The sequence below is a fragment of the Pontiella desulfatans genome (assembly GCF_900890425.1).
GTDB classification, from domain to species: Bacteria; Verrucomicrobiota; Kiritimatiellia; order Kiritimatiellales; family Pontiellaceae; genus Pontiella; species Pontiella desulfatans.
In genome coordinates, this window is the sequence record NZ_CAAHFG010000001.1 from 2173970 (window position 1) to 2199571 (window position 25602).

The window sequence follows — 25602 nt, forward strand, 5'->3', positions numbered from 1 at the left end:
ACCGGTGCGGGCGGTTCTAGTTGACCACACAATTGAGAAGCAATTGCGCGCATAGCACAAAGACCACCGCCAGGCTCTTCATCCCTATATGAACTTTACTTGAATGGTCTCACCACAGAGGACACGAAGGCGCAGAGGAGCGGGAATGTTCAATTGCTCTGTGTCTCGGTGACCTCTGTGGTAAAAAAACAAACCTGTTTAATTGGGTATGATTCACACCAAAGCGGCTTCGCAGCAGAAAAAATGACAGAACAATTAGGACAGAATGATTTCCTTTATGCCGTAACCATGAATTATTTTGTACTAATTATTCTGTTAAAAAAAATGCACGATTTGCTTAACCGCGAATGAACACCAATGAACACGAATTTCCCCTGCGCCCGCACCGGAAATAGTCCTGTTATAAATAGTCCTGTAAAATCTCTCTTTGTCCGCACCGAGAATCATTTTGCCAAAATCCTGTCCAGCCCAGCCATGAGCAGGCAAGAAAGCCCGCTCCACATTTGGAGGGCGAGGTTCCATCCGAGCCGTTCGTGGAGGGGCGGACGCCGTCCGCCCGGGCGCACGGCGTGCGTCCCTCCAGCAACGATTCCACCCGATCCGCCCGCCGCACCGGATCGTTATTCGCCGCAAAAACACGCAGGGAAACGCAAGGACGGTGCGGGCGGATTATTTGACAGAATGATTTGGTGGCAGAATAATTTTGCGGCGCAGCCGCCCTGGAGCAACAGTGCTTAACAGCAACCTAAATTTCAGCATTTTTAACGGCGGAGTTGGCGGCGATGAGCAACTTTCTCATGACCGCCGTAAGCGCGACCATTTTGGGGCGGTGGTTTTCATTTACCAGACGCTGGTAGAACTCGCGCAGAACGGGGTTGTATGTCCTGGCGTTCATGGCAGCCATGTACAGACAGGAGCGCAGCCTGCGCCTTCCTCCGCAGACATGCCGTCTGCCGGACTTGCCCCCGCTGTCCCGGTTGAAGGGAGCGAGTCCCGCCAGCGACGCGATCTCCCTGCGCGAAAGCGTGCCGATCTCGGGGAGATGGGCGAGCAGTGTCACCGCATTGACGATGCCCAGACCTTTGATGGACTGGATGCACTTGGCCTTCTTCGTCATGGTTGCGTCTTCGGCAAGGGTGTCAGTGATTTTCGCTTCGATTTTCTCGAGCTGCTTTTCAAGCCATTTGAGGTGCTGTTTGATCAGTCTGATCATCTCCGGCTCGTCGGCGGTTCCCAAGCGGTTCTTCTCGGCCGTATGCATGTCGCTCAGGTGCACCCTTCGGTCAACGAGAGCGGTGAGCCTACGCTGCGCAGAGGAAGGCTTCTTGGACGGCTTGGGCTCGGTGTGCGACGCAAAGTCGCAAATCATCCGCGCGTCGATCGGGTCGGTCTTGGCGATCTGCCCCATGCCCAGCGCGAAGTGCCGGACACGCGACGGGTTCACGATGCTCGCGGTGCCGTCGGCGGCCATCACCATCCAGGCGGCCATGCGTTCGTAGCCTCCCGTGGACTCGAAGACATAGTGGGCGTTGCCCGCCCAGTTCATAAGCGCCGTGGCACCCTCGCAGGTGTTGTCGAAGCGCCGCGCTGTTTTTCCATTGAAGGCGTCCAGATGCTTCTTGGAAACATCGACGCCGCAGTATACTTTTTCCATGTTCATATTTGCTCCTACTTGCTAATGCGAGCTCGCTCGTACGGCTCATGCAACAGTTCGAGTTCAATATGGCAACCATCCGGCGGATCCGGGCTCCAGGACGTTCGCCCAAGGCGAACCAGTGCGCGACGATCTCACCGGACGGGAACCTCTCCCGGCTGGCCGGCCGGGGGAGGCACTCCTCTACGAGGATTGCACAACCCCTTTCACGGGAAAAAGGATTTCTCCGACGCTATAGAAATTCATTCTCAAAATCCTTTTTCCCTACCTGTTTTGAGTTGGTTGGAAAACATACAAGTGCGCCGACGGCGTCGGCGCTTTCCGTTGTGCGGGCGGTTGAGGAGTCAAAAGACGGCCTGCCATGGGAGTTGAAAGCCGAAATGACGAATTAGGCGGCCTGATAATCATAAAGAGGTTCTTTGAAATAAGCCTTGGTCGAGCGCAGAATATCCTTTGTTAACTACTAACAAAAGGAGCAGTCATGCAAACGACCAAAGCAGACGCATTATACGCAGGTGCCGACCTGCATGGAAATAATGTTTTTCTCTCACTATGTGATGTGGAGGGGAACAACGTTTTCCGAAGAAGGGTGAAGGCAAATCTTGGTGCAGTGAACGCTGCACTGGAGCCGTTCTGGAAGCGCATTGTGGCCTTCGGAGTCGAATCGACTTTTAACTGGTACTGGCTCGTTGATGGATTGCGCGAACAGGGGCGCAATGTGAAGTTAGGGAATCCGGCGAAAATGGAACAGTACGAAGGGATCAAGATAACAAACGACCTGACGGATGCGGGCTGGCTGGCCGAGCAACTACGATTGGGGATCTTTCCGGAAAGCTACATTTATCCGAAACAGACTCGGCCTGTTCGCGATGCATTACGTAGAAGGCAGTTATTTGTTCGGCGTCGTACGCAGGTGCTACTGAGTTTTGGCGGGTTGCTCGAACGCTATGGACTCGATGCGCCGGGGGCGCGCAAAATGGAGCAGTGGACATTAAAGGACATCCAGGCCACCGGGCTTGATGGTTTCGTCCAACTACAACTTGAAACACTGCTTGACGCCATTCATGAATCAGATCGGCTAGCGAAAAAAATCGAGAAACAGGTGCTCGCATTTACGAAGCCAACGGAGCAGTACCAGCGAACGCAATTGGTGCCGGGGATTGGTATTTCACTCGGCATGCTTATTGTGCTTGAGAGTGGCGATTTCAAACGCTTTGCGAGCGCGGGCGACTATGCTTCGTATTGCCGCGCAGTCAAAAGGAGATATAGGGGTCAGCCCGCACATTGCGTCATCTTCTGCTTTAGTTCTTTTCGCACTTCATCAACCTCATTGCTTAGAGCAGATAAGGCGCGGGATAAATTGGCCCGGGAACCCATTTTCAGACGATCTGCAATCCAGACTCCTGTAACCGTTGTAGATTTTTTCATCAACCAAGCCACGGCCTGCTTTTCCGGCCGGTTGTTTTTCATTCCCAACAGGTCCGACTCACTCAATCGTAATTCGGACAACGCCCGCTGCAACAACCGTTCTGCCTCCGCCTCATCATGCGCCTTCCTCTGCTCTCCACGCAGATTATCCGTTCGATCCGGCAACTGAAGAGCCAACCTTTTTCGGAAATCCTCACCCCCAACAAACCATCCCCGCTTCAATTGCTTTTCAACGAGTTCTTCGATGGCCCCCTGGCCAGCTTCACCCTTCATTCGGCTTTCCAAAAATGCGCGATAGGCTGCCCGGCTTTCCGGTTGTCCGGAATCAAATCCGCAGGCATTGATCAACCTCGTCAGTTCCAACCAGTCCGGAACCTTTCGACTACGACCCAGATAGGCCGGATAACTGCTGAATGGATAAGACTCCAATGGATTATCCAGCCCCATCCCGGCAATCCCCGCACGAAACGGGTTCAGGTGAATATAGTTTCCAACGGCACTGAAATACGATGCTTCCCCTTCGATCGGCAATGCTTTGTAGCGCCCTTGGAAGAGATGTCCTCGGCAGCGAAACATCGCATTGAACCGTTGCGTATAGGTGCCCTGAAGCCACTTCATTCCGGCCACCAAATTGGCCTCCGGTGTTTCGGTTCTGTAAAATTTTCGATGAAAGAGCCGATGGCAGAGAAGCAAGGTGAGATGGGTCCCCTTACTGGGCCGAAAGAAGGCTTTTGATGGGGATGGTTTCTGTGTCGGCGATGATTTGATTGTTGTTTTTTAGCCCTGATGAGGGCGGCGACGCACAGCGGGGCTGTGGGTAGCTGAGGCGAAAGCCTCGTGTTCTTTGACATCCGAGTTTTGATTGTTCATGCGGCTTGCCGGAGGAGCTCGACCCACATGTCGGGGTAGAGCCTCTTGCCTTTGAGGCAGGCGATCGCGACGGGCGGATGCCCGCCGAGGCTGCCGTGCGGGCGCATGAAGTTGTAGTAGGCGACGAAGAGCGTGGTGAGTGCCGTGGCTCCGTCGAAGCTCTTGAAGCCGGCGCGGGGTCGCGTGTGGTATTTATAGGTGCGGTTGAGCCGCTCGATGAGCTGCTTGTAGACGCGGTAGGTCTCGCTTTCGGGATCGAGGTTCTTGAGTCCGATGACGGTACGTTTATTCAGGACTGCTTCGCCTCCGGCCACCACGGCGGCGGTGTTGTAGGCGACGGTGGCGCTGTCGTAGGACGGCAGGCCGTCGGTGACGAGTTCGAAGGCTTCGGCCCGGGGCGCGTCCGGCGGGCCGCACATGCTTTGGATGAGTCCGAGCGCCGGTTCGGCCCCACGGGTTTCGGAGAGGTTGTAGCCGCAGATGGCCCGCCGTGTTTCGGTGATGACGAGCCAGGTGTAGCGGGTTTTCCCGCCGATCTTGATGTAGGTTTCGTCCGCCGCGCAGGTTCCTTCGGGAACGGGACTGTTTTCATCGGTGAAGTCGGCGAGCTGGCAGGCTGCGGCCTTGATGTAGTTGACGACGGTCTGGTGCGAGATGCGGATCCCGAAGACGCGTTCGAGCGCCTGGGCGGTGAGCCTTGCGCTGAGTCCGAGGCTGATGGAGAAGGTGAGGCAGAGTCCGAGGGTATGCAGGCTGTGGTGGATGCGGTTGAGATCGACCGGGGCGTCTTCGGGGCGTTTGAGCGGAAGGTCTTGCGAGGCGAAGTGGTATTCGCGGAAGAGGTAGCGCAGCTTGAACTGGCTGGTGTTTCCGGCTTTGCGCATGGCGTGCTCTTCGGGCGTGAGCTGGGCGAGGTTCCGTACGTAGACGGGGCAGTGGTCGTTCGGGCACTTGAAGGCGGTGCACAGGCCATCCTCCTTCCATCGAAAGAGTGCATAGCCGCAATGCGGGCACCAGTAGCGCGCCTTGCTTTCGCGCCGGGGCTTGTCGGTTGGCGAAGTCCTTTTGCAGATCTTGCACTGAACCTGCGACCCAAGCTTTCCGTTGTTGAGGTAGAGATAGCGCACGGGGGCATGGCAGTGCCGGCATCGGCATTTTTCAGGCGGCATGGGCGAACCCGTCCGACGCGCTACCTTGGCGATTGTTTTTCCCGTGGCGCGCAAATGGTCGGCCTGAAGCTCCTCCCAGTCCTTTTGCGGTGCGTGCGGCAGCAATGGTTCGCATAGCGGCGGTTGAGGATCGACCCGGAACTGGCGATAGTGCGGAGGCCGCACTTCCTGCGGCTTGAGTTCGATATCCTGCCTTGAACCGTTGAGTACTTCGAGCAGCACCGGCACCACCGAAGCCAGATCGTTGTAGGTAAGCTTGCGACATACCCAGCGAAGCAGTTTCCTTAGATCATTTTTCATGGGGTCTTCCCTGTTTTTTTTGCGTGCGGCAAAAGGGCTTGGAACGACCCCATCTTATCCAATCAAAACTCGGGATAAAACAGGGGAGAAGACGCCGAAGGCATCAACCCCCAATCAAGAGAAGTAGTTTAGAGATGAAAACGAAGAGAAAACTGACCAGAAACAGATAAATAAAAAGGAGAGAAAGATGAAACAATACATTCTGGCAGCTATTACGATGGCTGCTTTGGCCGGCTCTGCAACAGCGGGGCTGATTTGGTCAGAAAACTGGAATGATGTTACCACGGGGGCAGGCCCCACTCTGGATGCAGAATGGAGCTACAACGGCACCGCGACGGCGTATGCCGGCACATCCGGGCCGGATGAATCTGTGGCCGTCTGGGGACGAAAAACTTCGACGCTGGATCGCTTTACAGATGTCACATCCTTTGTAGATGCCACGAACAACAAGTTACAAATCAAAGCAGCAGTTCAGGCTACCGGACTGGAGTCAGCAGAGGGAGATACCGGCTGGATTAAGTACACCAAAGATTCGGGATCCAACTGGTCTACGCTTGCCACCTACACCGACAACCATGCAGACTGGATCAATGAGTCGTTTGATCTCAATGTTTCCACATGGACTGCCGGTGAGCTTGCCGGGTTCGGCATTCGCTTTGAACAGGTTGGGTCTCAATTTAACGACAACCTTCGCACAGATGACATCAGCATCAGCTCTGTTCCGGAACCGGCCACCATTGGGATGGTTTCTCTTGCAGGCGCAGCGCTGCTGTTTATTCGCCGGCGCATCATAAAATAAAAGAGTGAGCACATCTGCTTAAAGGCCGCCAACCGGCAGCCTTTTTTATGCCCCTATCTCCAAGCTTTGCGAGAAATGGATTTTCCAATGCCTGGAAGAAAATCTTCCAAGGGTTGGAAACGCGACCAGGACGTCGCGTCTACAGGTTCCAATGATTGGAAAAAATGATTCCAGACATTGGAAGCCGACTGGAGAAGAATGTGCCACAAGAGATCTCAAAGAAAACAAAGCGGGGCCGCAATTTTCCTTTGCGTTCTATGCGCTCTTTCGCGGCTATCCATTGTTCCAAGGCTCCGGCAGGCGGGACGCCTGCGGTACAGATTTTTCCGATACGTATCGCAGGCGGCGCGCCCGGCGGTCACGCCCTACCTACTCAAACCGCAGGCGGAGGTAGGCGAGAGAATTGGTGGCGATGATGCGGAATGTTTCCTGAACGGTGTTGCTGCTGGCGGGGTTCGGCCCGTCGATCAAAGTGGCCGAGGCGTTGCTCCACAACCCGGTCGTCAGCGACCCGGTTTCTTCCATGGCCGCCGCGGGGAACGTCAGGTTATTTTCCCCGACGGTTCCGGTGCGACGGTTGAAGGTCAGGTCGAGATGGCCGGAAGTAATTTCATTCATGTTCCAATTGAGTGCATTCGTGAGGGCAGACGATTCATCGGGCGGCAGGCCGAGCATGAATTCGTTGTAGTTATCAATGCCGTCGTTGTCGGCGTCGGTTCCGGGAAACTCCGCCTCGACCCACTCGGCCAGATTGGTCGACTCATTGATGACGTGCTGCGCCGGGTCGGTAATATTGATATAATACGTTGCGTTTGAGCTCCACTTAGAAGCATCGGTGACCAGATCAAATTCGGCGACCGTATTGGTGTAGAAATCATATAAACGCGCTGCCTCGGCGGGGTGGCTTCCGTAAAGATCGGTGGTTTCGCTGATGTCGGAGAGAATGTGATAAAGCTCCGGCGGAGTGGGCTCGTTTTTATCGAGGTCAATCAGCTTCCACTCGTTGTCGCGCGCGACCCATTTATCGTTGTGCCACCAAAGCACAATGTCATTCGGAGGAGTTCCTGTCTGCCCGGTCACGGCAGCCATCAGGTTGTTGCCATCGACAATGTCGTTGGTTGTGAAACTGCCTCCGGCCAGTTCGACCGCGGTCGGCATCAGATCAAGGCCGGACACGACAAAATCATAGCTGATTCCGGCCGGCACCTGCCCTTTCCACTGCATGCAGAATGGAACGCGAATGCCGCCGTCCCACAACTCGCCCTTCTCTCCCCGCAACGGGGTGTTCTCCGAGCCGTTTCCGGATGGAATACCTCCGTTATCGCTATAGAAAACAATCAGTGTTTTTTCCATCAGCCCATTAGTGCGGACTGCGTCAAGAATGTCGCCGACGGCCAGATCCATTGAGTAGACCATGCTCACCAGTTTCTCGCGCAGGGTCAGCTCCGATGCATTCTTTCCGAACAGGATCTGCGAGTGTTCATCGGACGCGGTCATCGGGCCGTGCGGCGCGTTGAACGGAACGTAAAGGAAGAATGGCTTCGCCTGCCCTGAGCCAGCCGAAGGGTGCGCGTGGCGGTTGATGAATGAGACGGCCTCGCGGCCGAAGGCATCGGTGATATACTCGTCTTCGCGCTCCACCGGAAACATGCCGCGCATGATGCGGCGGTTCAGGTTTTCGTTGTCATTTTCGCCGGGATAGTAACTGGTGGCGCCGTTGTTGAAGCCGAAGAATTCGTCGAAGCCGCGGTGCGGCGGATAGTGCTCGCGCGATTCGCCGCCGTGCCATTTGCCGATCATGCAGGTGGCGTAGCCGAGATCCTGCATTCGGTGGCCGAAGCAGGTCATGCCGACCGGAATGCCGTCGTGCAGGACCTCGCCGGGGTTTTCCGGATCTTCCATGTGCCAGGTGGCGGGTGTGTCGTGCAACGCAAAGCGGTTCTGGTACTGCCCGGTCATCAGTCCGCCGCGCGACGGCGAGCAGACCGGCCCGTTGGCGTACCCAGCGGTGAAGACGGCCCCGTTGTTTGCAATCGAGTCGATATGCGGTGTGACGATGTCGGCCGAACCCAGCGGCTGGAACCCGGCATCTGCGTAACCGAGGTCATCGGCGAACAGGATGATCACGTTCGGCTTGGCCACAGCCACCGTGTTGGTTTCGCGAACCCAAATGAATCCCTGTGTATAAAGCGTGTTGGTTGTCCATTCCAGACCGGCCGATAGGGTCGGCAGGTTGACTGCTGAAAACATTCCGGTAATGGCGCCGTTGATGTTGCCTTCGAACAGATCAAACGCATCGCCCGCCGCCAGCGGATCGCTCCCCGGAACGAGCACGACATTGAGCGTTCCATCGCAGACAACGGCAGCGTCGGTTTTCAGTTGGTCGGCGCTGCGCAGGGCTCCGGACTTGCTGATTTCCATATACGAATCGGATGACGCGCCAAAGACCGCATTGGAGCCGGCGGGCAGCTGTATCAGATCCGTCGCCGCACCGTTCGTCAGCGCAAGACCAACAGAAAGATCGTAAGTCGGAGCAGTATAGACCGTTTCTGCCGTATAGTTGATGGGCATGCTTTTTAGAGTGCACCACGATGTATTCGATGCACCGCTGTTGGGAACGATCGTGTTAACCGAATAAGTAACTTCAATGGACGAAATACTGTCGTAGGTCAGTCCACCAGCGGCAAACGGATCCGTATCCCACGAAAGAGCGGTGTTGAATGAGGCAACCGCATCGGCGATCACGGCATTGTTCATCGCCGAGCTCCCCTTGCGGCTTCCATCCAGGATGGTGGCCGTTCCACTGGTGGCGCTGAATGTGGCTCCCGTGGTTGTAATGGTGATAGTGTAGAACGCGTCAATCTGTGTTAAGGGATCAAGGTTTGCAGTACTGGCAAGAACAATACTGCCACTGACAAAGTCAGGGGTAATCGCCGTTAGTTTCGTGGTGGCGGGATTATAGTCAGGATCGGAAGTAACGGCAGTGTCGTTAAGGAGGTTGGGTTTGATCAACGACACGCTGAAATCATCTCCAGCCACACTTGCAGCAGTAGATGCCCACTGCAGTCCATCATTATTGTATTTGATCAGATTAATACCGGATGTCGGCAATGCGGGATCACAGGGATCACTGCTAAAAATAGAAACCTCCAATAGACTGGACACATTGATCTCTCCGGCGAACACAGTCGCTGCGAAACCAAAAATTAAAACTGACAACGCTTTTCTCATTCCCATTTTCCCATCAACGACCCACCCCGGCCTGCGCCCCCCTCCACTGGAGGGGAATTTACAGTTGTTTGTGGCGCAGACACTCCTGTCTGTGCAAACGGGCAGACAAGAGTGTCTGCCCCACAGTTGCCTATTTAATCTTCGCCTTCTTCTCCGCGTCACTCATCACGCCGTCGTTGTTGGTGTCTTTTTTATGGAACCACTGGGTGGAGTGTTCGCGATTGAATGCATTGCCTTTTGTCTTGGCGCGTTTTTCGGCCTGAATCAGGTGCTCTTCCAAAGTCACTCCTACGGCAGACGACACAACGGGTGCCGCCGGTTTTTTCGGCGCGGCTTTCGGTTTTGCCTTTGCCGCTTTTTTAGCATGACCGCGTTTGTAGATCTCAGGCTGGGATTTGCGCACCTTCACGTCGGCATCGAGCTTAGCAAGGTATTCGCCCACGGCGGCCTTGTTGTCGCGATCTCCATAGATCTCCAGCATAGGATCGTTACAGGACTTCATGGTGGCGACCATCTGCGCCTGGTGCTTCTGAACCAGCGATTTGTATTCGGGATGATCAATCAGGTTGTTGAGCCCATCAGCATCTTTGTTCACGTCAAAGAACTGCTCCGGCACACTGTAGGTGAACAGGTCGGCACGCTGCTGCATATACGCGTCGCCTTCTTTGGCCAGACGGAACATTTCGGCCGTAGTGGCCATACCCTTGGTGGCAGTGGCGAACTTGCGCTCGCCATCCGACCAGAGGTTGCAGATGTAGGTGTGATCCTTCGACGTGATGCCGCGCATCGGCTGGCGGTTACCGCCGACGTTTTCTTCGTACATCACATAAACAAACTCACGGTTGTCCTGCTTTCCGCCGTTCAAGATGGAGGCCAGCGAACGTCCGTCCAGTCCGGAGGGTTCTTCGATGCCGACGGCCTCGAGCAGTGTCGGCTGAATATCGACCGTGCCGACCACGTGCTCGTCATCGGCGGTTCCGCCCTTCGTGACGCCCGGCCAGCGAACCATCAGCGGAGTGTGCGTGCTGTGGTAGTACATCGCGGTCTTGGCAAAAGGGAACGGCATGCCGTGGTCGGAGAAAAAGACGACCAGCGTGTTATCCCAGACTCCGGTGTCTTTTAACGCCTTCATGATCATTCCAAACGAATCATCGGCGCGGCGGACGCTGTTGTAGTAGGCGGTCACTTCCTGGCGCGAAAGCGGTGTGTCCGGGAGGAACGCAGGCATGGTGATTTCGTCATCCTTGAAAATGCGGCTCGGCGGGTTGCCTCTGTCCGCTCCGAGTTCGGTAACCACTTTTCCGCGTTTGTGACTGAACCGATAGAGCGCGGTGTGCGGGTCGTGAATATCAATGGAGTAGAAAAACGGTTTGCCCGCTTTCTGCGCAGCCTCAACACCTTTCTTCGTGTATTCATAGAAGCTGTCGGGATGGCGGATATTAATCCGCTTTTCTTTCAACTCGTCATCCCAGTTGATGTCCCATGCGGGGTACGGGAAATACGGCATCGAGTGCGACGACTTACCGCGAATCATGGTGAAATATCCGTTATCGCGAAGTATTTCCGGTGTGGTTTTGTAGGTAACACTTTCGCGAGGAACAGCGTAGAACCCTTCGACGCCGCTGTTGAACATATAGCGCCCGGTCATCACGGTATTGCGCGAAGGAATACAACTCGTTGCATGCACATGAGCATGCTTAAACCGAAAACCGTCCCTGGCAAATGAATCCATGTTCGGCGTCGTGTCCGGCATCGTGCAGCCGTACACCCCGACCGAATCACAGTTCATGTCATCTACCGTCAGAACCAGAATATTCATTTTGGCCTGCGCGCAGAATGCAACAGCCACCATCATCAGTATCATTTTTTTCATCAATTCACCTTTCCATTACATTCTATCACACTCTCCCGGTGGCCGTTTCCAAACTCCCGGTTGCGGTTGCGCGGACCGCCGTGCCCCGCCATCGATTCCGGCTGGGCGCTATCCCACTCGTCAAACAGATTTTTGAGCATTTGCGCGCGCTCCGGCAGAGCATTCGATAGATCCTTCCATTCGCCGGGATCATCTTTCAGATTAAACAGCTCGATGCGTTCTGTGCCCGTGCCGTCTTTTGAGTCATTCCAAAGCAGCTTCCAGTCTCCCTTGCGGATGCCGTAGTCATCGCCGCGCCGCCAATACAGCACCTCATGCGGACGCCCGACGTTTTTTCCGGTGAGATAAGGAATCAGATTCACACCGTCCAAATGAAGGCTCTGCGTCAGATCCGAACCGGAACTGATGCCGATGGCCGTGGCAGCAATATCCAGGCTGCTGACCGGATGCGGATATTTTTTACCGGCCGGAATGGTGCCGGGCCAGCTCATTAGAAACGGCACACGCACACCGCCTTCGTAGACATCGCCCTTGAAGCCGTTAAACGGCCCGGGGCTCGACATGGTGGTGGTTCCCCGCTTCCGGTGCGGCTGCGGCTTTGCAATCCCGTGCCCGCGCGGCGTACCATTATCGGTCAGGAAGACAAAAAGCGTATTTTCGGTCAGATTATTTTTTTCCAAACATTGGAAAACCTGCCCGACGCTGTCGTCGAGCGCCAAAACCATTGCAGCAAAGTATCGACGGTCCTCGTGGTGGACCTTCAGCTTTTTCAGCCGCTTGATGTCCTCTTCAGAAGCCTGCCACGGGTAATGCACAGCGTTGTGCGAGAGATAGAGGAAAAACGGCTTGTCTTTATTGCGCTCAATGAAGCCGGCCGCCTCTTCGCCATAGATGCGCGTGAGGTTTTCGCCGCGCTCCTGGATGGGCGGTTCAATTTCGCCGTTGCGCCGGATCGGCATCAGCGCCCGCTTCTTTTCGTTCGGGTTGGTGGACGACTTGAAATAGTCGTGCGAGCCCGTCACCGCGCCATAATAAAAATCGAATCCACGCGCGATGGGCAGTTCGTCCTTTTCGTGGCCGACGTGCCACTTGCCCAGCATGCCCGTTGTATAACCACGCGCCTTCAGCCGCTCCGCGATCGTCGGCTGATCGAGCGGAACGATAAATTTTTCTCCGTTGCCGTAGAACCCGAAGCGCTGCTGATAGACCCCGGAAATAATCCCGGCGCGCGACGGCCCGCAAACCGACGCCGTCACATAGCCCTGTTCAAACCAGGTGCCCGACTTTGCCAGCCGGTCAATGTTCGGGGTGTGGATATCGTCAAACCCGTGATAGCCGACATCGCCCCAGCCCATATCATCGGCAAGGATGACCACGATGTTGGGCATTTCCGATTGCTGATTGGCGATTGCCGATTGCTGATTAAAAAGCAAACAACAACTGCAAACCAGGCCGCCAAGAATGACATTCTTCACCATTTAAAAATCCTGTTAATCGTACTGTTCCGAGTTCCAGTTGGTCGGCGCCTTGGCCTTCTGTTCCTCTTCACTAAGCAACCCGTCATTGTTCGTGTCCTTGGCGTTAAACCAGCGGGTGGTTCGCTCCTCAACAAACGGCTTACCCTTTTTCTTCGCGTTTTCTTTGGCAATTTTCAGCTGCTCTTCGAGGGTGCGCCCCTCGGTGGTTTGTAGGGCTGGAATGGTCGCAGACCTTCCAGCCGCGGCGGGACGCGAAGCGAGGTCGGCGGAACGCGACCCAACGCTTTCAGCCATTCCACTGGCTGTAACGCCAGCTAAGCTACAATTCGCGTTGTACCCGGCCACATTCACGCGGCGGCCTTTGGCAAAGCCGCTGTTGCGGTTTTTCGGGTTTTTGCCGGTCTGGTTGTCAGCGAGCTGGCTGTCCCACTCGTCGAACAGATCCTGCAGCGCCTGTGCGCGCTCCGGGTTGGCGGCGGCAACATTGTTCCACTCGCCCGAATCGTTGGCCATATCGAACAGCTCAATCATCTCGGTGCCGGAGCCGTCCTTGCTGTCGCACCACAGCAGCTTCCAGTCGCCCTTGCGGATGGCATAGTCATCGCCGCGGCGGAAATAGAGCACGTTGTGCGGACGTTCCGTTTTCTGACCGGTAATGTATGGCATCAGATCGACACCATCGAAGTTGAGACCTTTCCAAGGATTGGAAACCCCGTTAATCGAAAGGAAGGTGGCCACCCAGTCGAGGCCGATCATCGGCGGTTCATATTCCCGGCCCGCCGGAATTTTTCCCGGCCAGCGCACGACAGTCGGCACGCGGATGCCGCCTTCGTAGGTATCGCCCTTGAAGCCATTGAACGGCCCGGGATTGGACATGGTGCACTCTCCGCGTTTTTTCTGCTTGGGGGCAATCAGCCCCTGCCCGCGCGGTGTTCCATTGTCGCCCATGAAAACAACCAGTGTGTTGTCGTCTACGCCTTTTTTCTTCAAGGCATCCATCACCGCACCGACGCCGTCGTCCATGCAAAGCGTCATGCCGGCGAACAGCTTGCGCTCATCGTGCGTATCGAGGCCCTGTACGCGGTCAATATACGGTTGCGGCACATCCCACGGATGGTGCACCGCATTGTAGGCGAGGTAGACAAAGAAGGGTTTGTTTTTGTCGGCCCGCTCAATAAAGCCGACCGCTTCATCAGTAAACATTTCGGTCAGGTATCCATTGGAGTCCTGAACCGGCGGCTCAATGTCCGTATTGCGCCAAATCGGCCGTTCGCCTTTTTTCTTCGTGTTCGGATCCGTGTTCGACTTGTAATAGTCGTGCGCACCCCAGAGAAAGCCATAAAAGAAATCCACATCGCGGCTGTTCGGCCGTAGCGATTCACGTGCCGCACCGACGTGCCACTTGCCGATGGCCGCCGTCTGATAACCCGCCTTTTTTAGCATCTCAAATACCGTCGGTTGGCTTTCCGGTATACCGCCCTGATCCCAGTTTCCGTAGACTCCCATGCGCTGCTGGTAGACACCGGTCAGCAATCCGGCGCGCGACGGCCCGCAGACCGATGCACTGGCATAGCCCTGCGAAAACCAGGTGCCTTCTTTCGCCAGTCGATCAATGTTCGGCGTCATGATGTCGTCATAGCCGTGGTAACCCACATCGCCCCAGCCGTGGTCGTCCGATAGAATCAAAACAATATTGGGTTGGGCGGCGAGTGCGCTAACACCCAGGAACATTAATAATGCATAAATTAATTTTTTCATTTTCACCTACTTGCGGCGCAGCCGCTCTGGAGTGCGCCGACGGTGTCGGCGCTTTTAGAGCGGAGACATCGTCTCCGCACTCCAAAGCGCTTCGCGCTACTTTTTATTCCAATCCTTAGGCGGCTTAATCTTCGCCTCTTTCGCATCAATCACGTTGTCGTTATTCAAATCCTTGGCGTTAAACCAGCGGGTGGTTCGGCCTTCGTCAAAGTTTTTCTTTTTACGAGCCTTGGCCATATGTTCCTCGCGGGAGAGCCCCTCGGCCACGGGTGCGGAGGGATCATACAGCTTTGACGGCGCCACAGCGACATCCGGCGCAAAGCCGCGAACGGTTTCATACTGCGCCCACAATTGTTTATGGGCGGCGATTGCTTTTTCAGGGGCATTTTTCAAATCAACCGGTTGCAGTTCATCGGAATCAGTCTGCAGATCATAAAAGGTGCCGTCGTTGTACAGCTTGTAGTTGCCGTCATGAATTGCATCCCGCGCCCCCTTTGGATCGCGGCCGACGCGCCAATAGTGACAAAAAACAAACTTCCTTTTTTTGGCCCCTTCACCCCTCAAACGGGACGCAAATGAAACACCGTCGGTTGGATAATCAACCGAAGTTTCGGCCACTTCCATAATCGTCGCAAAGAAATCAGAAAAATCGATCAGGTCGTCGCGGCGATGCCCGATCTTCGCATACTCATCACGATACTTCGGCCAGTCCATTACGCACGGCACACCGGTTCCGTCGCGCAGCATGCGGTTTTTACGCCCCGGCACATCGCCGTATGTTGTTTTTGTGAGCGGTCCTTCCTGAACCGTTTCTCTACCCTTCTTCATCGTCGTCGGGCTCTTGTCGCCCGGTTCGAGGAGAATCTCTTCATAGTCTCCCCAGCCAGATACAGATCCCACACGACGCAAGTCCGGATTCGATGCAGTAACCGGAACGGGATAACCCGAGCCATTATCGCCGGTGAACATAATAATCGTATTCTCGCGAATACCGGCCTCTTCCAAGGCCTGGACAACGCGCCCCACCAATACATCAATGTATTCAATGTTATCCTTGAAATACTGCACCTCACAAATCTTCGCCCCGCTTTTGTCGCCGCCCTTCGAGTGCGGTGTCGGTGCCCAGGGAGAATGCGGAAGGATCATTGGATAATAGAGAAAGAAAGGCTTGTCGCGTTCGCGTTTAATATAGTGGGTCACATATTCACTGATCATATCCGGGCCATAGGTCTGCTCTGTCTTATAATAGGCTCCGTCGGCAATAACCTTGCTGTTGAACCAATACCGCTCCTTTCCCTGCCACAAAGGCTTCGATTTAGGATCAACAGGCTTAACCCCGTTACATAAAATATATTCATCCCAGCCAAATGCTTTAATCTGCTCATGATCCCCGCCCAGTTGCCATTTTCCGGCAATACAGGTTGCATACCCCGCGTTCTGTAATGCATTGCCGAATGTTTTTTCGGAAGGATCCAGCTGTCCAAAAGCAACATAGTTCCGGAAACTGTATTTTCCCGTCATCAACTTCACTCGTGACGGCGTACAGATCGGCAACGAATAGCAGTGATCAAACGTCAGTCCCTCGGCCCCGATCTGATCCAGCACCGGGGTTTTATAGTCGAGTCCGCCGTGAGCACCTAAGGTCTCGCGCCCCATATCATCGGTCATGATCAGGACAATATTCGGACGTTCAGCGGCCAACGACCCCATAGCCGCACTGCAAATTAAAATAATGGTTACTAATTTCACGTGTTTTCTCCATTCATCGCTCTAAATGTAACGGCTTACATCCCATAATTTAGGACACATTATACAAAAAAAGAAGAAGCATCGATACTTCTTCAGTGATGAGGCCCTGATTCAGTTCAGCTATTTAGCAGAAACCGTATTGGGACGCTTGCGGTTATGCGGTCCCCCCCACCATTCATTATCGGGTTGCTTTGAATCCCAGGCATCAAACTGTTTTTGGAGCTGCCTGGCTTTTTCAGGATGCTGCTTGATTAAATTCACGCTTTCATACGGATCTTCGGCCAGATTGAACAGCTCCATCTGCCGGGAACCGTTGGGGTTTCCATCGTTCCATGAAAGCTTCCAGTCGCCCGTTCTAATGGCGTAGTCACTATCGCGACGGAAAAACATTATTTCATGCGGACGGCCTTTTTCCTTTCCTTTCAGGTAAGGCATCAGATCGACGCCGTCAAATCCGTTTTTCGCGTCCACCGCCACGGCGAGCTTCGTGAAGGTGGGCGCCAGATCGAGTGCGCTTACGGGATAGTCGTAGACCGTGCCCGCGGGCAATTTGTTCGGCCAGCTGAGCACGAACGGCACACGGGTCCCCCCCTCGTAGGTATCGCCCTTGTTGCCGCGCAACGGATCACTACCCGCCGCGGAATTTTTCGGCGCACCGTTATCACTCAGAAATACAACAACGGTGTTTTCCCGGACCCCGCAATCTTCCAATGCCTGAACCACGCGCCCGATACCATCATCCATCGAAACCAGCATGCCGGCATAGGTACGCCGATAATCGTCCTTTATATGGGTGACTTTATGAGCCACATTATCCGGTGCCTGCCAGGGTGCGTGCACCGCGTTGTAGGATAGGTAGAGGAAAAAGGGAGCTGCCTTGTTCCGTTCAATGAACGCAATGCTTTCATCGGTGAAGGTATCCGTTAAATAGCCCTCATAATCCAACGGTTCATTATTCCTGAAAACCGGCCAGAACCCGGGATTAGGCTGCCATTTCTTTTCTGCTTCAGTAAACGAGTGTGCACCATTCAGAAAGCCGTAAAAATAGTCGAATCCCCGCTGGTTCGGGCGCAGGTTATGCGCCATCCCCATATGCCACTTCCCGATCACACCAGTGCGATAGCCAGCCGGCTTCAGCAATTCGCCCAGCATTTGTTCTGTTAATGGAACCCCGGCATCCGGGCAGCGCGGATGTTCCGGCCAGCCTTCCTCCGGCGGGTTTTCCCCGCAACCGAACCGTTGCTGATAGCGTCCCGTCAATAAACCGGCGCGCGACGGCCCGCAAACTGAAGCGGAAACATACCCCTGTTCAAAACGAACGCCCGACGCCGCCAACGCATCGAGATTTGGCGTTGGAATATCGGTGCATCCATTGAAGCCAACATCCGAATACCCCATATCGTCTGCAAGAATTAAAATGATGTTCGGTTGCTGAACGGCCATAGCACGAAAGCCGAATAAAATTATTCCTGCTAGTAAAAGTTTTTTCATAAGGCATCCAGTTGCGTAGTGCGTAGTGCGTAGTGCGTAGTGCGTAGTGCGTAGTGCGTAGAATCATCCGATCAGATCCATATGCCGAGTCAATACGAAATACGGAATACGGAATAAATTCTATTTCCTTATTTTCTTTCTAAGCTGATTAGCAGCAGGAAGGTTTTGGTTAAACTCGGCAACATCAATTGCTCCGCTGTGGCGCTTGCGGTTCCAGGGACCGCCCCACCATTCATTGTCTGGCAGTTCATTGTCCCACTCCTCAAACAGGCGCTGCAAAATCTGCGCGCGTTCCGGCTGGCTCTTTGCCAGGTTAACGCGCTCTTCCGGATCTTCCGCCAGATTAAACAACTTTATACTCGGGGTACCGCTCTTGGTGTTCCAGGTCAGCTTCCAATCGCCCTTGCGAATGGCGTATTCGGTATCCCGCCGCCAATACATCATATCGTGCGGACGCCCTTTCTTGCTGCCCTGGATGTAGGGAAGCAGATCCACGCCATCGGACTTCGCACCTTTTACAAAGGTTGGAACCAGATCAAGTGCACTCACTGGAAATTCATATTTTGTGCCCGGATTAATCTGTCCCGGCCAGCGCATACAGAACGGCACACGGATGCCGCCTTCATAGGTGTCGCCTTTAAAACCGCGGTACGGTGTAAGGGACATGTAGTCCATACCATCCATACGTTCCAGCAGGTTATCCTTCGGCGCATGCTTCAGTCCCTGCCCGCGCGGCGATCCGTTGTCCGTCAGAAATACAATGACGGTATTATCGAGAATCTTGTGTTTTTCGAGTTCGTCATACACCCGGCCGACCCCGTCATCCATCGCCAGGATCATCGCCGCAATAAAGTTACGATTTTCGCTGTTGGTCAGATCTTTGGTCCGTTCTGCATATTCCGCCGGCACTTCCCAGGGATGATGGATTGCATTATAGGCCATATAGAGAAAGAACGGCTTATCGTGGTTGCGGTCAATAAAACCCACCGCCTCGTCCGAAAACAGATCAGTCAGGTAAATGTCTTTTTGCGGCGGCTCCATTTCGTTGTTTCGGAAGATCGGCCACTTGCTCTTGTTCTTCGCAAACTCGTTCGTCCATTCCTCATAGGAGTGAGAGCCATTGAGGAAACCATAATAAAAATCAAACCCGCGCGAATGGGGGCGAAGGTCTTCATGCACTCCAAGGTGCCACTTCCCCACCATGCCGGTGGTATATCCCTGCTCCTTCAGCAGTTCAGAAATCATCGGTTGACTCGTCGGCACCCCCGCCATCGGATATTTGCAGTTATCCGGCCACCCGGAAGAACTTGGATTTTCCCCGCAGCCGAACTTTTGCTGATAAACGCCCGTCAACAGGCCCGCCCGCGACGGACCGCATACCGAGGCCGTCACATAGCCCTGTGTAAACTGGACGCCTTCTTTGGCGATTCGGTCAATATTAGGGGTCATGACATCATCATATCCATGATACCCCACATCGCCCCACCCCATATCATCGGCCATTACCAACACAATATTCGGCCTGTCCTGAGCCTGTCGAAGGGGTTGCTGAGCGGCCAAAGCCGATCCGGCTACCCATACTGCACCGATACCAAGAACCCATTGCTTGAGTTTTATCATTCCTGTTTTATCCATCTTAAAATTCATTAATCACCTTCTAGATTATTACTCTGAATACGGGCAGGAAGCTCTCATTCAGGACAACAAAAGAAAACTATTCCTCGAGCAACTCCCAAAAAGTGCCGCCTGACCTCAGCGAGACCATTGAGAAGTTATTACGCTTGGGCCCGCACCAATATGGGGTGGAGGTTTAGGTATTTTTCCTCTTCCGCAGAATCGGTGGGTGCAGTTCGAGAACTAAATGCCACAAGACAAATGGAGGGTCGAGTTCCACCTCGGCTGATCCGCACAGCCGGAAGACCGGGTGGAACCGGTCCCTCCACTCCGCTAATTGCTTCAATCACCCACTGATTCAGCGGAACACCCGATTTTTTGGAGAATTAAAACCTCATTTTCCCTAAGGAAAACCCTCAGCGCGGCATGTCCAATGAAGCCTCGGATCATAAATAAAATGTTTTTCAAGAAAACTGTCTATATGCCGTCATCTGGAAGCGTGATTAGTTATGCACGTGTTTTTTATAAGGAGAAAAATATGAAATCAGTAAAAATTATACTCATGGCATTAACCGCAATGGGACTGGCCAACGGCACATTTGCACAGGTTGACCAGACCTGGTCGGAAATAACCGGATCGGGGGGATGGGATACCACAACCGCCGAATGGAACACCTCCGAGTACTGGGAGAACGGTAATAACGCCATTATCGACGTTAATGCCCAAACCAAGCTTCTTAACGAAAACATTACTGTAAACAACCTTACCGTGTCATCAACCCGCTTCACGATTGCCACAACCAACACCGCCGCCCGCACCCTAACCGCAAACGGCACTCTGGCTTATACCGGCACATCAGAATCAAATGGGGATAACATTACAATCAGCAGCGGAAATACGCTGGACGGAACCTTCACCTACACCTCGAGCCAGGACGGCTCATCCAACCGGGGGCGCCTCGTGATGAATGCCGGATCCGCCATGACCGGAAACCTTACTCTCAGCGGTTCTGGAGCACGTCTTCAGCTTAACCGCGACTCCGCCCTGAGCGCCTCCGGAAGTATAACCCTGAACGGCGGCGGTCTGGGACTGCGCTGGGAAGCAGGCGCAAACGGAACCCTTGGAACCCTTTCAGGAAACGGCTACATAAACGCCAATGCGGGAAGCGGGCACGCCGACTATGATACACGCCTGAATTTAAACAAACTGGAACTGGGGACCGACGGCACCATCGGACTCATCAGCAGTGTAGACGGCGGAAATGACAATAAGTATATCATCGACCTCAAGAACGGCTTCACCCACCAGTTCGATCTCAATGCAGACGGCCTGACCCTCACCAGCGATTTCCTCGATATGGACGATGGCCTGATGGAGGTCAATATCCACAACGCCATCATCGCACTGAATACCATTACCGGAAGCGATGCCCTCGAACTTGGCGATGCCTTCACCCTCGTCTCCGGTTCTAGAATCCGCGGAACCGCTACTTTTGACGACACAGGCGTTAACTTTTCCAATGCTGGATATTCATTTGATACCAGTACATTCAATACCGACGGCACCATTACCGTCATTCCGGAACCGGCCACGCTGGGACTGATTACTGTCATGGGTGGCGGGATGTTATTTATCCGCCGCCGTTTCATGATCTAACTGCTTTTCTTTGGACGTTGAGGAGCCGTCCCGTTTCGGGCGGCTTTTATTTTATAGGGGTATTCACTTCGCTGGACTAGACCCACATGTTGTGGTACACACGTTTCATGGAAGCGTATCCAAAGGATCTGGAAGAATTGGAACTGAACTTTTCAAGTGAAGAAGCATGTCGCGACTATCTTGCATCATTGCGATGGCCGAACGGCTTCCTTTGCCCGGCCTGTGGCCATGGGGAGTCGTGGCGACTGGCAGACGGCCTTTTCAAGTGCAAGAAGTGCAGTCGTAAAACATCTGTAACCTCGGGTACGATCTTTGAGGGCACCCGCAAACCGCTGGCGTCCTGGTTCAGGGCGATCTGGTGGGTGACAAGCCAGAAGAACGGAGCCAGCGCCCTGGGACTGATGCGCGTTCTCGGCCTCGGAAGCTACAAGACCGCATGGACGTGGCTGCACAAGCTCCGCCGGGCGATGGTACGTCCGGGACGGGAAAGACTGACCGGAACCGTGCAGGTGGATGAAACCTTCATAGGCGGCACAAGGCCCGGGAAACGGGGGCGCGGAGCCGAAGGTAAGACCCTTGTGCTGATCGTGGCGCAGGAGAATGGTAAGGCCGTCGGTCGCATTCGCCTTGTAAAAATACCCGATGCCTCATCCAAAAGTCTTGAAGGGGCCATCCGAGAAACAGTTGATCCGGGTACGCAGGTGAAGACGGACGGGTGGAAGGGGTACAATGGTTTGGGAGCTTTGGGCTACGACCATAAAGTCGTTCGGAAATCCGAGGATGTTGGCGCGAACCTGCTCCCCCTTTGCCATCGAGTCGCCAGTTTGCTTAAGCGGTGGCTTGGCGGAACACATCAGGGCGCAGTAAGTCACGAGCATTTGGCATACTATCTCGACGAATACACGTTCCGCTTCAACCGGCGCACTTCCCGCTCGCGGGGAATGCTGTTTTACCGTCTGCTACAAAATGCAGTCGCTATGGAACCCGTTCGGTTCAAGGAAATATCCCTGTCGGTCAGGGGAAGAAACCACAAGATACAGACTTAGTCCAGCGAAGTGAATACCCCTATTATTTTATTATTGTCCTGAACGGATCCAAACGATTCGTGTCCATGAATGTATTCTAAAAGGAAATTCATGAAAAATACCCTGTTTATATGCTTATTATCCGTCATTGCCCTCCAGTCCAAAGCGGCCACCTTGTCCTACGAAACCGTTATTCCGACGGCCAATACCGTGACCGGCAGCAACCGGACTCCGGAAGCGGATAAGTTTGTCAGCCTCGGTGCCGCTCGGAATGGCGGCCAAACCTTCACGGCCCCCGTCGCCCACTCGACGATCACCGAAGTATGGTTCGAAGTCGGGCAGGATCTCGGCGCGACCGTGACGGGTACGGAACGTGTTGAACTGATGTTTTGGAACAATACGGGATCCGATTCCTGGATCGGTCTGCCGGACTCATCTACCGCCCCAACGCTGAATGCGACCACCTACGCCACCTCGCTCGGAACGGTTGACTATCCCGTAACAAACGACATCACCGCAGGTACCTGGCTCAAATTTACACTGGATGCATCGGATCAGGCCGCGGTCGGCGCGCTGGCCGCCGGGAGAGAATATGGTTTCACCCTTTATGCATCGGATCTCACACTCAGCCTCTCGCGCCATACCGACACCTCCGTTTCCGGCTATAACATCGGTGCGGTGGTTTCTTCCAACGGGAGTATTGACCCTAAACTTGCCGGCAGCCGCGACTGTAACTTTTTCGTCGTTCACGCCCCGATATCGGCATCCTACGAAACCCATATCCCGACCACCGGAATAATTGCGTCAGAAAATGCCGTTCACCAAAATAACTATGCCCTCGACGGCAACAACTTTGCCGGACAAACCTTCACCACCACCAACGACTATTCCGCCGTCACTGAAATCTGGTTCCAATCCGCCACCACAACTTCTCTGGTCGGCTCTGCTTCGGTAGATCTCTCTTTCTGGAATAATACCGATGAAGCCGGCAACGACTGGAGCAGCGCCACCTCCCTTCCCTCTGCTAATTCCACCTCGCTCGGCAGCTATTCCCTGCCATCCGGAGATCTCACAGCTTTCAGTTCGTGGATTCGAATCCCGCTGTCCGCCGCCGACCAAGCAACCATCGGGCGACTGGTGACCGGCCAACAGTATGGATTTTCTATCTCGCTTGGCGATGACGGAAACCTTTTCAGAATCGCCCGTTCGGGTAATACGAGCGGGACACCCGCAGGCTATGCCGGCGGCGCGGGATTCATCGATAGCGGTTCCGATGGAAACTCAGGAACGCGCGATGCCAATTTCTTCATTACAGGCATGCTGGACCCACAGACTCCATACGCTCCGGTTGCCGTAAACGATGCCTACCTCGCCACCACCAACCGAACCCTCTCCATTCCTGCCCCTGGCGTGCTACGCAACGATTCCGACGCCAACGGCAATCACACCATGAATGCCGTCGTGGCTTCTGAACCGGCACATGGAATCCTTTCGCTTCCCCCCGATGGATCTTTCGATTACACCCCCGACACCGAATATACCGGAACGGATTCGTTTACCTATGCAGTCACCGATGGCATTTTCACCAGCGCAACGACCACGGTATCGATCCAGGTCGGAAGCCAACCCAACTTCATCATCATTTATGCCGATGACATGGGTTTTGGCGACGCAGGCTTCAACGGCTTCTCAGACATCTACACCCCTAGTATGGATACGTTTGCCAGCAACGGCGTTCAATTCACGCAAGGCTATGCCTGCGACTCCGTTTGCGGCCCCTCGCGAGCCGGACTCATGACCGGTGTCTATCCCGCCCGCATGGGCGTCCTCTCCAACCCCGCTGCAGGGAACGGCCTGACCATCACCCAGCCGATGATCTCTGAAATGCTCAAACCCAAAGGATATAGCACCGCCGTCTACGGTAAATGGCACCTGGGAGAAGAGGAAGGCCTGATTCAACCCCTCGACCGCGGATTCGATGAATTTTTCGGGTTCCTCGGCGGAGCCCATAAATTTGCCGAAAATACCGATCCGGATAATCTCTTCATGGAAGGTCGCGAACCGGCCGTCATGCCAGCCGAATATTACCTGACCGACCTAATTTCCGACCGCTCAGTGGAGTTCATCGAACAAAATACCAACACCCCGTTCTTCCTGTACGTGGCCTACAACGCCGTCCATTCCCCATGGGATGAAGTTCCCTCCAACTATATAGATCGCGTGGAAGCCGCCACCACAACCATTCCGACCAACTGGCCGCACCGCACCCTGTTCGCAGCCAACCTACTGGCTATGGACGATGGGGTCGGGCAGATTATGGAGGCCCTTGAAGCCAACGGACTGAGCGAAAATACGCTCGTCTTCTTTATTTCCGACAACGGCACCCCCGAAGGACAGAACGATCCGATCAACGGCACCCCCGTGGCTCCCGACCACAAATCATCCACAGGCGGCTTTCGTGGCTGGAAAGGCGACACCTATGAAGGCGGTATCCGCGTTCCTTTCACGATGCAGTGGAAAGGGCGGATTCCTGCCGGACTCGTGTATGAAAACCCCGTCATCAACCTGGATGCCGCCGCCACCATCTTCGAACTCGCGCAGGCCGGCAGTCCGCAGCAGCACCGATATGAAATTCCGAGCGGACAGGAAGCACGCTTCCCCTATCCCACCTTTGAGCCGGACGGCGTGAACCTCATGCCCTACCTCACCGGCCAAAATCCGAACAACCCGCATAATAGACTCTATTTCCGCCATGGGGAAAAACATGCCGTCATTGTGGATGGCCTGAAGCTCACCTGGAACACCCGCAAACTTGAGGATCGCGGTGATGAAATCATCGAAGTGGATCGCGTATTTGACCTTGCCGTCGACCCGTTCGAAACCTACGATCTGGCCCCCGCCAATCCCCAACTGACCGAAAGGCTCAAGCGCGAATTCGCCATGTGGGACTGCGCCATGGATCCGGTGGTCTGGGGTTCCGAACCAAATAACCGCGTCTGCCTCATCCCATCCGACGGCTACCTCACCTGGGCCGGCGAAAAAACCAACGACACCCGAACCAGCGTTTCCGGTGCCTATGCCGACCTCGACGGCGACGGAACCATCAACTATTTAGAATATGCCTTTGATGGACCGCCGCTCAGCGTAACCACGGGCCAACCCTTCCAGGTCCAGACCCCCATGCGCCATAACGATCCGTCTATTAGTTATGTTATCCAGATCAGTTCCGACCTTAAAACATGGGAGACCTTTTCCCTTTCGTATAGTGATGGCTCATGGATCAGCTCGGATCCCGCCGGAATCCAGCAGGCGGCCTACATGGATAACGGGAATGGAACCGGAACGCTCGCCCTGCAGACCGGATCAGCCTTTGCAGGGGAATCCCCGTTGTTTTTCCGCGTCGGCGTACATATGCAATAACGCAGTATCATCTATCCGGGATTCCATACACTGCATGCAACGGCTTCACCGCCTTGGATTTTATCTTCTTTCCTGTCCTGATCCCG

Annotated in this window: 14 protein-coding genes and 1 pseudogene; 5 read left to right on the forward strand and 10 right to left on the reverse strand. The window is 54.5% G+C overall.

Features of this window, described 5'->3' with window-relative positions:
• Window positions 1-745 precede the first annotated feature (745 nt).
• Entirely contained in the window at window positions 746-1660 is a 915-nt protein-coding gene (locus E9954_RS07935) for an IS110 family RNA-guided transposase (RefSeq protein WP_136078668.1), read from the reverse strand.
• 475 nt (window positions 1661-2135) lie between these two features.
• On the opposite strand from E9954_RS07935, the pseudogene E9954_RS33855 reads away from it, so the two are divergent.
• Window positions 2136-2591, forward strand: a pseudogene (locus E9954_RS33855) (IS110 family transposase); the annotation flags it as partial.
• 335 nt (window positions 2592-2926) lie between these two features.
• Here E9954_RS33855 and E9954_RS33305 read toward each other — a convergent pair.
• Together E9954_RS33305 and E9954_RS07945 are read right to left on the reverse strand one after the other, a co-directional pair.
• Window positions 2927-3700 (reverse strand): hypothetical protein, encoded by a 774-nt coding sequence (locus tag E9954_RS33305; RefSeq protein ID WP_246046700.1) that lies wholly within the window; start codon window positions 3698-3700, stop codon window positions 2927-2929.
• Window positions 3701-3948: 248 nt separating this feature from the next.
• Window positions 3949-5421, reverse strand: a complete 1473-nt coding sequence (locus E9954_RS07945) for an integrase core domain-containing protein (RefSeq protein ID WP_136078126.1) — start codon at window positions 5419-5421, stop codon at window positions 3949-3951.
• 187 nt (window positions 5422-5608) lie between these two features.
• Between E9954_RS07945 and E9954_RS07950 the strand changes: the two genes are divergently transcribed.
• Window positions 5609-6220, forward strand: coding sequence for a PEP-CTERM sorting domain-containing protein (locus E9954_RS07950; RefSeq protein ID WP_136078670.1), 612 nt, complete (start codon window positions 5609-5611; stop codon window positions 6218-6220).
• 369 nt (window positions 6221-6589) lie between these two features.
• Here E9954_RS07950 and E9954_RS07955 read toward each other — a convergent pair whose 3' ends face one another.
• From E9954_RS07955 to E9954_RS07985, 7 genes are all read right to left on the reverse strand, one after another.
• The gene (locus E9954_RS07955; protein ID WP_168442072.1) at window positions 6590-9385 is read right to left on the reverse strand and encodes a sulfatase-like hydrolase/transferase; all 2796 of its coding nucleotides are present in this window, start codon (window positions 9383-9385) and stop codon (window positions 6590-6592) included.
• A 196-nt stretch (window positions 9386-9581) separates the two neighbouring features.
• Complete coding sequence (locus E9954_RS07960) at window positions 9582-11324, reverse strand: sulfatase family protein (RefSeq protein WP_136078672.1); 1743 nt, start codon at window positions 11322-11324, stop codon at window positions 9582-9584.
• The gene (locus tag E9954_RS07965) at window positions 11324-12802 is read right to left on the reverse strand and encodes a sulfatase-like hydrolase/transferase (RefSeq protein WP_136078673.1); all 1479 of its coding nucleotides are present in this window, start codon (window positions 12800-12802) and stop codon (window positions 11324-11326) included. Before E9954_RS07965 ends, E9954_RS07960 begins: the two co-directional genes overlap by 1 nt.
• Before the next feature lie 12 nt (window positions 12803-12814).
• Window positions 12815-14560, reverse strand: a complete 1746-nt coding sequence (locus tag E9954_RS07970) for a sulfatase family protein (RefSeq protein ID WP_136078674.1) — start codon at window positions 14558-14560, stop codon at window positions 12815-12817.
• Between the two features lie 96 nt (window positions 14561-14656).
• Window positions 14657-16309 carry a sulfatase-like hydrolase/transferase gene (locus E9954_RS07975; RefSeq protein WP_136078675.1) on the reverse strand — a complete coding sequence of 551 codons (1653 nt, stop codon included), beginning with the start codon at window positions 16307-16309 and terminating at the stop codon, window positions 14657-14659.
• A gap of 120 nt (window positions 16310-16429) precedes the next feature.
• Window positions 16430-17800 carry a sulfatase gene (locus E9954_RS07980; RefSeq protein ID WP_136078676.1) on the reverse strand — a complete coding sequence of 457 codons (1371 nt, stop codon included), beginning with the start codon at window positions 17798-17800 and terminating at the stop codon, window positions 16430-16432.
• Between the two features lie 120 nt (window positions 17801-17920).
• Complete coding sequence (locus E9954_RS07985) at window positions 17921-19435, reverse strand: sulfatase family protein (protein WP_168442073.1); 1515 nt, start codon at window positions 19433-19435, stop codon at window positions 17921-17923.
• A gap of 517 nt (window positions 19436-19952) precedes the next feature.
• Between E9954_RS07985 and E9954_RS07990 the strand changes: the two genes are divergently transcribed.
• From E9954_RS07990 to E9954_RS08000, 3 genes are all read left to right on the forward strand, one after another.
• Window positions 19953-21071 (forward strand): PEP-CTERM sorting domain-containing protein, encoded by a 1119-nt coding sequence (locus E9954_RS07990; RefSeq protein WP_168442074.1) that lies wholly within the window; start codon window positions 19953-19955, stop codon window positions 21069-21071.
• A gap of 107 nt (window positions 21072-21178) precedes the next feature.
• On the forward strand, window positions 21179-22117 hold the full coding sequence (locus E9954_RS07995; RefSeq protein WP_136077625.1) for an IS1595 family transposase: 939 nt from the start codon (window positions 21179-21181) through the stop codon (window positions 22115-22117).
• A gap of 90 nt (window positions 22118-22207) precedes the next feature.
• Window positions 22208-25516, forward strand: coding sequence for a sulfatase-like hydrolase/transferase (locus E9954_RS08000; protein ID WP_168442075.1), 3309 nt, complete (start codon window positions 22208-22210; stop codon window positions 25514-25516).
• The last annotated feature ends 86 nt before the right edge of the window (window positions 25517-25602 follow it).

Coding starts and splice junctions, on each gene's coding strand:
- E9954_RS07935 (WP_136078668.1), bottom strand. CDS start 1,660: ATGAACATGGAAAAAGTATACTGCGGCGTCGATGTTTCCAAGAAGCAT.
- E9954_RS33305 (WP_246046700.1), bottom strand. CDS start 3,700: ATGAAGTGGCTTCAGGGCACCTATACGCAACGGTTCAATGCGATGTTT.
- E9954_RS07945 (WP_136078126.1), bottom strand. CDS start 5,421: ATGAAAAATGATCTAAGGAAACTGCTTCGCTGGGTATGTCGCAAGCTT.
- E9954_RS07950 (WP_136078670.1), top strand. CDS start 5,609: ATGAAACAATACATTCTGGCAGCTATTACGATGGCTGCTTTGGCCGGC.
- E9954_RS07960 (WP_136078672.1), bottom strand. CDS start 11,324: ATGAAAAAAATGATACTGATGATGGTGGCTGTTGCATTCTGCGCGCAG.
- E9954_RS07965 (WP_136078673.1), bottom strand. CDS start 12,802: ATGGTGAAGAATGTCATTCTTGGCGGCCTGGTTTGCAGTTGTTGTTTG.
- E9954_RS07970 (WP_136078674.1), bottom strand. CDS start 14,560: ATGAAAAAATTAATTTATGCATTATTAATGTTCCTGGGTGTTAGCGCA.
- E9954_RS07980 (WP_136078676.1), bottom strand. CDS start 17,800: ATGAAAAAACTTTTACTAGCAGGAATAATTTTATTCGGCTTTCGTGCT.
- E9954_RS07985 (WP_168442073.1), bottom strand. CDS start 19,435: ATGGATAAAACAGGAATGATAAAACTCAAGCAATGGGTTCTTGGTATC.
- E9954_RS07990 (WP_168442074.1), top strand. CDS start 19,953: ATGAAATCAGTAAAAATTATACTCATGGCATTAACCGCAATGGGACTG.
- E9954_RS07995 (WP_136077625.1), top strand. CDS start 21,179: ATGGAAGCGTATCCAAAGGATCTGGAAGAATTGGAACTGAACTTTTCA.
- E9954_RS08000 (WP_168442075.1), top strand. CDS start 22,208: ATGAAAAATACCCTGTTTATATGCTTATTATCCGTCATTGCCCTCCAG.